The sequence below is a fragment of the Bacillus sp. FSL R12-0074 genome, from assembly GCF_038005725.1.
GTDB classification, from domain to species: Bacteria; Bacillota; Bacilli; order Bacillales; family Bacillaceae_G; genus Bacillus_A; species Bacillus_A mycoides.
In genome coordinates this window covers 3,759,687-3,772,464 of record NZ_JBBOTR010000001.1, presented here as the reverse complement: position 1 = coordinate 3,772,464, position 12,778 = coordinate 3,759,687, and the positions used below count along the sequence as shown (strand labels likewise).

Genomic DNA, 12,778 nt, shown 5'->3' with positions numbered 1-12,778 from the left:
GGAATTGAATACAGCGATTGCCTTTATATTAATTTTCGGTGCACTCGTATTTTTCCATGAGCTAGGGCATCTATATTTCGCAAAAAGAGCAGGTATTTTGTGCCGCGAGTTTGCGATTGGTTTTGGTCCGAAAATATTCTCATTTGAAAAGAATGAAACGGTGTATACGATTCGATTACTGCCCCTTGGTGGCTATGTAAGAATGGCTGGCGAGGATGCGGACACAGTTGAGTTAAAACCTGGAAAAAAGGTTGGACTTGTATTAAATGAAAAAGACGAAGTTGTGAAATTAGTTTTTGACGGACATGAAAAATATCCAAATGTTCGTGTCATTGAAGTCGAACAAGCTGATTTAGAGCATAATCTTACAATTTTGGGTTATGAAGAGTACGAGGAAGAGCTGCAAACATTCCGAGTGAATGAAAAAGCTCGTATCATTTCTGCGGGAGAAGAAATTCAAATCGCTCCGTACAATAGACAATTTGGCTCTAAAAAATTGGGCCAACGTGCTCTAACAATCTTTGCAGGTCCTGCAATGAACTTTATTCTAGCATTTGTTATTTTTGTGATTCTTGGATTTGTACAAGGAGTTCCTGTTGACAAACCAATGGTTGGAAAAGTAATGGAGAATAGTGCTGCAGAACAAGCTGGATTAAAAGAAAACGATACAATTCAAGCAATCAATGGGAAGAACACTAGTACATGGAAAGATGTTGTAACGATTGTACGTGAAAACCCAAATAAAGAAATTACGTTACATGTAAAGCGTGATAGTGAGCAATTTAATGTGAAAGTAACACCAACGCTTGATAAAGAAGGAAAAGACGAAGTTGGTAGAATTGGTGTTTATTCTCCTGTAGAGAAAACAGTGATGGGTTCTATTAAATCAGGGTTTGAACAAACATACGAATGGACGAAACTAATTTTTGATTCTCTTGTGAAATTAGTAACGGGTCAATTTTCTATTAATGAGTTGTCAGGTCCAGTAGGAATTTATAATCTAACAGATCAAGTTGTAGATTATGGATTTACGCGTGTACTAAGTTTAGCGGCAGTTTTAAGTATTAACCTTGGTTTATTTAATTTATTACCAGTCCCAGCTTTAGACGGTGGACGTTTGTTCTTCTTCTTAATTGAAGCGTTACGAGGAAAACCAATTGATCGTCAAAAAGAAGGAATGGTTCACTTTATTGGGTTTGCATTATTAATGTTGCTTATGTTAGTTGTAACATGGAATGACATCCGTAAGTTTTTCTTGTAAAATAAGAAGAAGTTTATAATGAAATAGAGCTCATAGAATAAAATCCCTCACCTAACTCGAGGTGAGGGGTTTTATTGCGTGTAAGAGTAAAATGAAGAGGTGCGAATAAATGAAACAAAGTATGGTATTCAGTCCTACATTACGTGAAGTTCCAGCAGATGCTGAAATTAAGAGTCATCAATTATTACTTCGCGCAGGGTTTATGCGTCAAAATGCTTCTGGTATTTATAGTTTTCTACCATTTGGTTTAAAAGTGTTACACAAAGTAGAACGTATTGTTCGTGAAGAAATGGAGCGCGCAGGGGCAGTAGAACTATTAATGCCAGCTATGCAAGCTTCTGAATTATGGCAAGAGTCAGGTCGTTGGTATTCTTACGGATCAGAATTAATGCGTATGAAAGATCGTAATGCTCGCGAGTTTGCGCTAGGGGCAACTCATGAGGAAGTAATTACAGATCTTGTACGTGATGAAATTAAATCATACAAAAAACTACCATTAACATTATATCAAATTCAAACAAAATTCCGTGATGAGCAAAGACCACGTTTCGGTTTATTACGCGGAAGAGAATTTTTAATGAAAGATGCGTATTCTTTCCATGCAACACAAGAAAGTTTGGATGAAGTATATAGCGGTTTATACAAAGCGTATTCTAATATCTTTGCTCGTTGTGGTTTGAATTTCCGTGCAGTTATCGCTGATTCTGGAGCAATGGGTGGAAAAGATACACACGAATTTATGGTGTTATCTGATGTAGGTGAAGATACAATTGCGTATTCTGATACATCTGATTATGCGGCAAATATTGAAATGGCTCCTGTTGTTGCTACGTATACGAAGAGTGATGAAGCCGAAAAAGCACTTGAAAAAGTAGCAACTCCAGATCAAAAAGCTATTGAAGAAGTATCTGCATTCTTAAATATCGCAGCGGAAAAATGCATTAAATCTATGGTGTTTAAAGTAGATGCGAAATTAGTAGTAGTACTTGTTCGTGGCGATCATGAAGTCAATGATGTAAAAGTGAAGAATGTATACGGAGCTTCAGTCGTTGAGCTTGCTTCACATGAAGAAATAAAAGAGTTATTAAACTGTGAAGTGGGTTCTTTAGGACCGATTGGTGTTACAGGGGATATCGAAATTATCGCTGACCATGCTGTAGCATCAATTGTCAACGGATGTTCAGGAGCGAACGAAGAAGGGTTCCATTATGTAAATGTAAATCCAGAACGTGACTTTAAAGTAAGTCAATATACAGATTTACGCTTCATCCAAGAAGGAGACCAATCTCCAGATGGAAATGGAACAATTCTTTTCGCACGTGGAATTGAAGTTGGTCATGTATTCAAATTAGGAACTCGTTATAGTGAAGCAATGAACGCAACGTTCCTAGATGAAAACGGAAAAACAAAACCACTTATTATGGGTTGTTACGGTATCGGTGTATCTCGTACAGTGGCAGCAATCGCAGAGCAGTTTAATGATGAGAATGGTTTAGTTTGGCCAAAATCTGTTGCACCGTTCCATGTGCATGTAATTCCAGTAAATATGAAATCTGATGCACAACGTGAAATGGGTGAAAATATCTATAACTCATTACAAGAGCAAGGATACGAAGTATTACTAGATGATCGTGCAGAACGTGCAGGTGTTAAATTTGCAGATGCAGATTTATTCGGCCTTCCAGTTCGTGTTACAGTTGGTAAAAAAGCAGATGAAGGTATTGTAGAAGTGAAAGTACGTGCTACAGGCGAGTCTGAAGAAGTGAAAGTAGAAGAACTTCAAACATATATTGCTAATATTTTAAAATAAGAAGAGGTACCTCGTAATGAGGTACCTTCTCTTTCTTTGTAAACGTATTTTGTAAAAGAAGAAGGAAGAAATCTTTCTTTGTAGTACGTTTCAATTTATAATAGCAAATGGAAGGAGAGTGCTTATGTCATTAACAAATGAACAACAAGAGCGATTTCAAATTTTGCTCCAACAGTTGCAAATACCAGAAGACCTTATAAATCAATATTTACATGGCGGTGGTATTGAAAAGCTAGTTATTGATAAAGCGAATAAAAGTTGGCATTTTGACTTACAAGTGCCACGTATTTTGCCGACAGAATTATATGAGTTGCTAGAAACAAAGCTTAAGCAATCATTTTCTCATATTGCAAGAACAACATTTGCATTAGAAGCAGAGAATAAACAATTTACAGAAGAAGAAGTGAAGGCATATTGGCCGCTTTGTACAGAACGAATTACATTTTCACCTATGTTCGCGTACTTAAAGAAGCAACTTCCGCAGGTCAATGGCGTGAAGTTGCTATTAAATGTGAATAATGAGCTGGAATCTACTACTTTAAAGAAAAACGTTGCGAAACCAGTAGGTGATCAATACGAAGCTTTTGGATTCCCGCGTTTTCAGTTAGACACACATATAAAGCAAAATGCAGAAGAAATGCAAAAGTTTCGTGAGCAAACACAGGAAGAAGATCGTCAACGAGTTATACAGGCTATGGAAGAGATGGCTAAAAGGCAAGCTGAAGAAAGTGATGTTGTTCACGAAGGACCAGTTGTGCTTGGTTATCTTATTAAGCCAGATGAAGAGATTACGCCGCTGCGTGAAATTCAAGATGAAGAAAGAAGAAAAACCGTTCAAGGGTATGTTTTCCATGTAGAGACGAAAGAACTTCGTAGTGGACGTACGTTATTAACTTTAAAGATAACTGACTATACGGACTCTATTATGATTAAGATGTTCTCACGTGATAAAGAAGATATCCCGATGTTACAATCCTTGAAAAAAGGAACTTGGGTAAAAGCGCGTGGTTCAGTTCAAAATGATACATTCGTGCGTGATTTAGTTATGATCGCAAATGATATAAATGAAATAACGGGACCTTCTCGTAAAGATAAAGCAAAAGAAGGGGAAAAAAGAGTAGAACTTCATCTTCATACTCCAATGAGTCAAATGGATGCTGTTACTTCTGTTTCTAAGCTCGTTGCCCAAGCTGGAAAGTGGGGGCATGAGGCTATTGCAGTTACAGACCATGCTGTTGCACAGTCGTTCCCAGAAGCATATTCTGCTGGTAAAAAGGCTGGAGTTAAAGTTCTATATGGTGTAGAAGCAAATTTAGTTAATGATGGTGTGCCGATAGCATATAACGAAGCACATCGTCTACTTGCAGAAGAAACATATGTTGTCTTTGACGTTGAGACAACAGGGTTATCTGCTGTATATGATACAGTCATTGAGTTAGCTGCTGTAAAGATAAAAGGTGGAGAAATTATTGATCGCTTTGAATCTTTCGCAAATCCTCATCAACCATTATCGGCGACGATTATTGAATTAACAGGTATTACAGATGATCTGTTAACTGATGCACCAGAAGTGGACGAAGTGTTTAAAAAGTTTGAGGAATGGATGGGTGACCATACACTTGTTGCTCATAACGCAAGCTTCGATATGGGCTTTATTAACGTAGGTTTTAAAAAGGCTGGGATAGAAAAAACGAAAAATCCAGTTATTGATACGTTAGAACTTGCACGGTTCTTATTCCCAGAAATGAAAAATCATCGATTAAATACGATGTGTAAAAAGCTTGATATTGAATTAACGCAACATCACCGTGCGATTTATGATACAGAAGCAACGGGATATTTACTTGTGAAGATGTTAAAAGATGTGATTGAAAAAGGATTTGAATATCACGATCAACTAAACGATAGTATGGGACAAGGGGATGCGTATAAACGTGGGCGTCCAAGTCATATGACGTTACTTGCCACATCAGATGTTGGATTGAAAAACTTATATAAACTTGTTTCATATTCTCACTTGAATTACTTTTATCGTGTACCACGTGTACCACGATCACTATTAAAAAAATATCGCGAAGGCATTTTAGTGGGAACAGCTTGTGACAAAGGTGAAGTGTTTGAAGCTATGATGCAAAAAGCGCCTGAAGAAGTAGAAGAAATTGCACAGTTTTACGATTACATTGAGGTTATGCCTCCAGAAGTGTTACGTCATTTAGTGGAACGTGAACTCGTTCGAGATGAAGGACAGTTAAAAACAATAATTTCTAACTTAGTAAAACTAGGTGAGACGTTAGATAAGCCAGTTGTTGCTACTGGGAATGTGCATTATTTAGATCCAGAGGACGCGATATATCGGAAAATTTTAGTCAGTTCGCAGGGAGGAGCTAATCCGTTAAATCGCCATTCATTACCGCCTGTACATTTCCGTACAACAAATGAAATGCTAGATTGTTTTTCATTCTTAGGTGAAGACAAAGCGAAAGAAATTGTTGTGACAAATACACACAAGATCGCATCATTAATTGGTGATGTTCGTCCAGTAAAAGATGATTTATACACACCGAAAATTGAAGGTGCTGATGATGAAACACGTGATATGAGCTATATAATGGCAAGAAGTATCTATGGAGATGAACTACCGGAAATTGTAGAAGCTCGTTTGGAAAAAGAATTGAAAAGTATTATTGGACATGGATTCGCTGTTATTTATTTAATTTCACATAAGCTTGTGAAAAAATCGTTAGTGGACGGTTATCTAGTAGGTTCGCGTGGATCGGTAGGTTCATCATTTGTTGCAACGATGATGGAAATTACAGAAGTAAACCCATTACCACCGCACTATGTATGTCCAAAGTGTAAACAATCAGAGTTCTTTAATGACGGTTCTGTAGGTTCTGGTTTTGATTTACCAGATAAAGAATGCCCAACATGTAATGTTCCATATGTGAAAGATGGGCATGACATTCCTTTCGAAACGTTCCTTGGATTTAAAGGGGATAAGGTACCGGATATCGATTTGAATTTCTCCGGAGAATACCAACCACGCGCCCATAACTATACGAAATTACTGTTCGGTGAAGATTATGTATACCGCGCAGGAACAATTGGTACGGTTGCGGAAAAAACCGCTTATGGGTATGTGAAAGGCTATGCTAATGATCATAACTTAACAATTCGAAATGCAGAGATTGATCGCTTAGTTGCGGGATGTACAGGTGTAAAGCGTACGACCGGACAGCATCCAGGTGGTATTATCGTTGTACCAGATTACATGGATATTTTTGACTTTTCACCAATTCAGTTTCCGGCTGATTCAATAGGTGCTGAGTGGAGAACAACGCACTTTGACTTCCACTCAATTCATGATAATTTATTGAAACTTGATATATTAGGACACGATGATCCGACTGTTATTCGTATGCTTCAAGATTTAAGTGGTATTGACCCGAAAACAATCCCAACGGATGATCCAGAAGTAATGAAAATTTTCTCTGGTCCAGAGTCTTTAGGGGTAACGGAAGAACAAATTAACTGTAAAACAGGTACACTTGGTATACCAGAGTTTGGTACGAAATTCGTAAGACAAATGTTAGAAGAAACGAAACCAACGACGTTTTCAGAGCTTGTCCAAATTTCTGGACTGTCCCATGGTACAGATGTATGGTTAGGTAATGCGAATGAATTAATTTATAACGGTACGTGTACACTGAGTGAAGTTATCGGTTGTCGTGATGACATCATGGTATATTTAATTTATCAAGGCTTGGATCCATCATTAGCCTTCAAAATCATGGAGTCGGTGCGTAAAGGTAAAGGTGTACCAGAAGAATGGGAAGAGGAAATGAGAAATAACAATGTACCAGGTTGGTATATTGATTCATGTAAGAAGATTAAGTACATGTTCCCTAAAGCCCATGCGGCTGCTTACGTACTTATGGCTGTACGTATTGCATACTTTAAAGTACATTTCGCACTTTTATTCTATGCGGCATATTTTACAGTTCGTGCAGATGACTTTGATGTAGAGGCGATGGCGAAAGGTTCAGCATCCATACGTGTAAAAATTGATGAAATTGCACAAAAAGGATTGGATGCAGCACCGAAAGAGAAGAGTTTATTAACGGTACTAGAAATGACACTTGAAATGTGTGAGCGTGGTTATTCATTCCAAAAGGTCGATTTATACCGCTCGCATGCAACCGAATTTATAATTGATGGGGATACTTTAATTCCTCCATTTAATGCAGTTCCTGGTCTTGGTACAAACGCAGCTTTCAGTATTGTTGAAGCTCGTAAAAATGGTGATTTCTTATCAAAAGAAGACTTACAGCAGCGCAGTAAGGTTTCTAAAACGATTATTGAGTATTTAGATGGTCAAGGTTGTCTAGGAGATTTACCGGATCAAAACCAATTGTCACTGTTCTAATAGGTAGGAAAAATCTTTGCAAATCAACATTTGCTATGGTATACTATAAACCGAGATAACCATGTCATGTATATTTTGTGAAAAAGAGAGTGGGGAAACCCACTCTTTCGTGTTACTATCTACATTTTGCTTATGTAGATAGTAAAGATATTTCTGTCGTATATACATATTTTGTTACAAGTTTTACTTCTTAAATTTGGTAATACTAAGACAGATATTCCCTGCTTAACGGCAGGGGCTTTTGTTAGCTAACGAGAAAGAATAAGATAGACCGTCTTTATGAACGGGATCTTTTCTTGTAGATGGTACATGGCGGCAGGAAGGAGGCTGTTTATGGATAAGAAAGTCACAGAAATTGTAGAAGCATTTGCGCAGCCAATCGTTGAAGAGTTAAATCTTGAACTTGTAGATGTAGAGTATGTGCAAGAAGGACAAGACTGGTTCTTACGCGTATTCATCGATTCTGAAAAGGGAGTCGAAATTGAAGAATGCGGTGCGGTAAGTGAACGTTTAAGCGAAGCTTTAGATAAAGAGGATCCAATTCCTCATCTTTACTTTTTGGATGTATCATCTCCTGGAGCGGAACGTCCATTAAAGAAAGAGAAAGACTTCCAGCAAGCGGTAGGAAAACAAGTGGCAATTAAAACATATAAGCCGATTGATGGTGAGAAGATGTTTGAAGGAAAGCTACTTTCCTACGACGGTAATACAATTACACTACTATTAACAATTAAAACACGTAAAAAAGAAATCCAAATTCCAATGGATAAAGTTGCAAATGCGCGACTTGCTGTTACGTTTTAGTAAGAAGGGGGATCTTCATGAGCACTGAGTTGTTAGATGCTTTGCTCGTATTAGAATCAGAAAAAGGTATTAGCAAAGATATTATTATTGATGCGATTGAAGCAGCATTAATCTCTGCTTATAAACGCAATTTTAACCAAGCACAAAACGTTCGTGTGAGCTTTAACCCAGAAGTGGGAACAATTCAAGTTTTAGCACGTAAGGACGTTGTAGATAATGTGTTTGATCCACGTCTTGAAATCTCTGTAGAAGAGGCAAGACAAATTAATCCAAACTACCAAGATGGTGACGTACTAGAAATTGAAGTAACGCCAAAAGATTTTGGTCGTATTGCAGCGCAAACTGCAAAACAAGTTGTAACACAACGAGTTCGTGAGGCGGAACGTGGTGTAATTTATTCAGAATTTAGTGATCGTGAAGAAGACATTATGGTTGGTATTGTACAGCGCCAAGATGCTCGTTTCATCTATGTAAGCTTAGGTAAAGTAGAAGCTTTATTACCTGTAAGTGAGCAAATGCCAAATGAGCAATATAAACCACATGATCGTATTCGCGTATTTATTACAAAAGTAGAAAAGACAACAAAAGGACCACAAATTTACGTATCACGTACACATCCTGGTCTTTTAAAACGTTTATTCGAAATGGAAGTTCCAGAAATTTATGATGGAACTGTAGAAATTCGCTCTGTAGCACGTGAAGCAGGCGACCGTTCTAAAATTTCTGTATATGCAGAGAATATCGATGTTGATCCAGTAGGTTCTTGTGTAGGACCGAAAGGACAACGTGTACAACGTGTTGTAGATGAACTAAAAGGTGAAAAGATTGACATCGTTCGCTGGTCGAATGACCCAGTTGAATATGTTGCAAATGCTTTAAGTCCATCACAGGTTGTTAAAGTACTTGTAGATGAAGCAGAGAAAGCAACAACTGTTGTTGTTCCAGACCACCAGCTTTCATTAGCGATTGGTAAGCGTGGACAAAATGCGCGTCTTGCAGCTAAATTAACAGGCTGGAAAATTGATATTAAAAGTGAGTCTGATGCGAAACAACTTGGTATTGTGACAGAAGAAGATAGCGTAATCGCATTCGGATTCGATTCAGCTGAAGACGAAATCGAATAGAGGTGATGAGTATGAGCAATCGAAAAGTTCCGTTACGAAAATGTATTGCGACGCAAGAGATGAAATCAAAACGAGAGCTAGTTCGCATTGTTCGTTCCAAAGAGGGCGAAGTGTCTATTGATTTATCAGGAAAAAAATCAGGACGAGGTGCATATTTATCAAAAGATAAAGAAAGCATTATTCAAGCCCAAAAGAAAAATATTTTGGAACATCATCTAAAAGCGAAAATCGACAGTTCTCTGTACGAAGAGCTTCTTGAGCTTGTTGAGAAGGAGTCGAAATAAGTGTCTGATTGGAAATCATTTTTAGGACTAGCAAACCGCGCTCGAAAAATTATTTCGGGTGAAGAACTCGTTTTAAAAGAAGTACGAAGTGGCAAAGCAAAGCTAGTATTGCTTTCTGAAGATGCGTCAGCGAACACTACAAAACGTATCATTGATAAAACCACGTACTACAACATACCAATGAGAAAAGTCGAAAATCGACAACAATTAGGGCATGCGATTGGGAGAGACGAGCGAGTCGTTGTAGCTATTTTAGATGAAGGCTTTGCGAAAAAGCTACGTAGCATGCTCGATACAAATTACCGGGGGTGAAGGTATGAGTAAAATTCGAGTACATGAATATGCAAAAAAAAATAATATCTCAAGTAAAGATCTTATGACAAAACTAAAAGAGATGAATATCGAGGTTTCGAATCATATGACAATGTTAGAAGATGAAGTAGTAAACAAATTAGATAATCAATATAGCGCTGGAGCGGAAAAACCTTCTGTTGCAGATGAGTTTGAAGTAGAAGAGAAAGTTGTTCGCAGTAAAAAGAACAGCAATAAGAATAAGAAAAAAGGCAAAGCAAATGAAGATAAACGTCAAGATAACTTTGCTGGAAGACAACAAACACCAATAGTAGAAACACCAGATAAAATCACTTTCTCTGGAAGCCTTACAGTAGGTGACCTTGCTAAAAAGTTAAGCAAAGAGCCATCTGAAATTATTAAAAAGCTCTTCATGCTAGGAATTATGGCGACAATTAACCAAGACTTAGATAAAGATACAATTGAGTTAATTGCTACTGATTACGGTATTGAAGTAGAAGAAGAAGTAGTTGTAAGTGAAACTGAATTTGAAACATTCATCGATGAGCAAGATGATGAAGAAAACTTAAAAGAACGTCCAGCTGTTGTTACAATTATGGGACACGTTGACCATGGTAAAACAACATTGCTTGACTCTATCCGTAATTCAAAAGTAACTGCTGGCGAAGCTGGTGGAATTACTCAGCATATCGGTGCATACCAAGTTGATGTAAATGATAAGAAAATTACGTTCTTAGATACACCAGGTCACGCGGCATTTACAACAATGCGTGCTCGTGGTGCACAAGTAACAGATATCACAATTCTTGTTGTTGCAGCTGATGACGGTGTTATGCCACAAACAGTTGAAGCGATTAGCCATGCGAAAGCAGCTGGAGTACCAATTATTGTTGCTGTGAATAAAATGGATAAACCAGCGGCAAATCCTGATCGTGTAATGCAAGAATTAACAGAATATGAATTAGTTCCAGAAGCTTGGGGCGGAGACACGATTTTCGTACCAATTTCTGCGATTCAAGGCGAGGGAATTGACAACTTACTAGAAATGATCCTTCTTGTGAGTGAAGTAGAAGAATATAAAGCAAATCCAAATCGCTATGCAGCTGGTACTGTAATTGAAGCACAGCTTGATAAAGGTAAAGGAACTATCGCGACATTACTTGTTCAAAACGGTACACTTCGAGTTGGAGATCCAATTGTTGTTGGAACATCATTCGGTCGTGTTCGTGCAATGGTAAGTGATATTGGTCGTCGTGTAAAAGTTGCTGGTCCATCAACTCCTGTTGAAATTACAGGTTTAAATGAAGTGCCACAAGCGGGAGATCGTTTCATGGCATTCGCTGATGAGAAGAAAGCTCGTCAAATTGGTGAATCACGTGCACAAGAAGCGTTAGTTGCACAACGTGGTGAGAAATCTAAATTCAGCCTGGAAGATTTATTCCAACAAATCCAAGAGGGCGATGTAAAAGAAATTAACTTAATTGTGAAAGCAGACGTACAAGGTTCTGTAGAAGCAATGGCAGCATCACTTCGTAAAATTGATGTTGAAGGCGTAAAAGTAAAAATTATCCATACAGGAGTAGGTGCGATTACAGAATCTGATATTATTTTAGCTTCTGCATCTAATGCAATTGTAATTGGATTTAACGTACGCCCTGATGTGAATGCGAAGCGTACAGCTGAATTAGAGAAAGTTGATGTTCGTTTACACCGTATTATCTATAAAGTAATCGAAGAAATTGAATCAGCAATGCAAGGTATGCTGGATCCAGAATTCGAAGAAAAAGTAATCGGTCAAGCGGAAGTTCGTCAAACATTCAAAGTAACAAAAGTTGGAACAATCGCAGGTTGTTACGTAATAGACGGTAAAATTACACGTGATAGTGGCGTTCGTATTATCCGTGATGGCGTAGTAGTCTTCGAAGGAAAACTTGATACGTTAAAACGTTTCAAAGACGACGTAAAAGAAGTTGCACAAAACTATGAGTGTGGTATTACAATTGAGAGATATAATGATCTTAAAGAAGGGGACATCATTGAAGCATACGTTATGGAAGAAGTGAAGCGATGATTATCGCTTCACTCTCATTCGAGTGTATGATTTACGATGTGCATTCTTTAAAAGAGAAACGAGCAATTTTGCAACGTGTGTTAACTCGTGTGAAACAGCGCTATAATGTAGCTGTTTCTGAAGTTGGGCATCAAGATGTATGGCAACGTACAGAAATTGCAATTGTTTCCGTATCCTCAAATCGTGTTGTCTGTGAAAAAGAAATGAATCGTGTACTTGAGTATATCGATTCATTTCCTGAAATTGAACGTACGATAACACATTTGGAATGGTATTGAATGAGGTGAAGAGTTATGAAATTACGTGCGAACCGTGTGGGCGAGCAAATGAAAAAAGAATTAGGCGACATTATCAGTCGTAAAATTAAAGACCCACGTATTGGATTTGTTACAGTAACAGATGTACAAGTGAGTGGAGATTTACAAATTGCTAAAGTATACATTTCTGTTTTAGGTGACGAAGAACAGAAAGAAAATACATTAAAAGGTTTAGCGAAGGCAAAAGGCTTTATTCGTTCAGAAATTGGCCAACGTATTCGTCTTCGTAAAACACCAGAAATTACCTTTGAGTTTGATGAGTCTATCGGATATGGTCATCGAATTGATACACTTTTACATGAAATTAATAAAGATGGTAAACGTGAAGAATAATGGATAGACATTTGTCTATCCATTTTTTCAATGTAA

10 protein-coding genes are annotated in these 12,778 nt (G+C 37.7%); all 10 read left to right on the top strand.

Features of this window, described 5'->3' with window-relative positions; all coding sequences use genetic code 11:
* Positions 1-4: 4 nt before the first annotated feature.
* The 10 genes from rseP to rbfA all read left to right on the top strand — a co-directional run bounded on the left by rseP (position 5) and on the right by rbfA (position 12,742).
* A complete protein-coding gene (gene rseP, locus NSS97_RS19475; protein WP_002088169.1) occupies positions 5-1,261 on the top strand; it encodes an RIP metalloprotease RseP in 1,257 nt (418 codons plus the stop codon).
* Between the two features lie 109 nt (positions 1,262-1,370).
* A complete protein-coding gene (locus tag NSS97_RS19470) occupies positions 1,371-3,071 on the top strand; it encodes a proline--tRNA ligase (RefSeq protein WP_002142912.1) in 1,701 nt (566 codons plus the stop codon).
* Between the two features lie 124 nt (positions 3,072-3,195).
* Positions 3,196-7,497 (top strand): PolC-type DNA polymerase III, encoded by a 4,302-nt coding sequence (locus NSS97_RS19465; RefSeq protein WP_341113852.1) that lies wholly within the window; start codon positions 3,196-3,198, stop codon positions 7,495-7,497.
* A gap of 333 nt (positions 7,498-7,830) precedes the next feature.
* Positions 7,831-8,301, top strand: a complete 471-nt coding sequence (gene rimP / locus NSS97_RS19460) for a ribosome maturation factor RimP (RefSeq protein ID WP_002088165.1) — start codon at positions 7,831-7,833, stop codon at positions 8,299-8,301.
* Positions 8,302-8,318: 17 nt separating this feature from the next.
* On the top strand, positions 8,319-9,425 hold the full coding sequence (nusA, locus tag NSS97_RS19455) for a transcription termination factor NusA (RefSeq protein WP_002014554.1): 1,107 nt from the start codon (positions 8,319-8,321) through the stop codon (positions 9,423-9,425).
* Between the two features lie 11 nt (positions 9,426-9,436).
* The gene (gene rnpM, locus NSS97_RS19450) at positions 9,437-9,709 is read left to right on the top strand and encodes an RNase P modulator RnpM (protein ID WP_002088161.1); all 273 of its coding nucleotides are present in this window, start codon (positions 9,437-9,439) and stop codon (positions 9,707-9,709) included.
* A complete protein-coding gene (locus NSS97_RS19445) occupies positions 9,710-10,021 on the top strand; it encodes a YlxQ family RNA-binding protein (RefSeq protein WP_002111365.1) in 312 nt (103 codons plus the stop codon). It abuts the gene before it with no gap.
* A 4-nt stretch (positions 10,022-10,025) separates the two neighbouring features.
* On the top strand, positions 10,026-12,092 hold the full coding sequence (gene infB, locus NSS97_RS19440) for a translation initiation factor IF-2 (protein WP_002014558.1): 2,067 nt from the start codon (positions 10,026-10,028) through the stop codon (positions 12,090-12,092).
* A complete protein-coding gene (locus tag NSS97_RS19435; RefSeq protein WP_002088157.1) occupies positions 12,089-12,370 on the top strand; it encodes a DUF503 domain-containing protein in 282 nt (93 codons plus the stop codon). Before infB ends, NSS97_RS19435 begins: the two co-directional genes overlap by 4 nt.
* A gap of 15 nt (positions 12,371-12,385) precedes the next feature.
* A complete protein-coding gene (gene rbfA, locus NSS97_RS19430; RefSeq protein WP_000776437.1) occupies positions 12,386-12,742 on the top strand; it encodes a 30S ribosome-binding factor RbfA in 357 nt (118 codons plus the stop codon).
* The last annotated feature ends 36 nt before the right edge of the window (positions 12,743-12,778 follow it).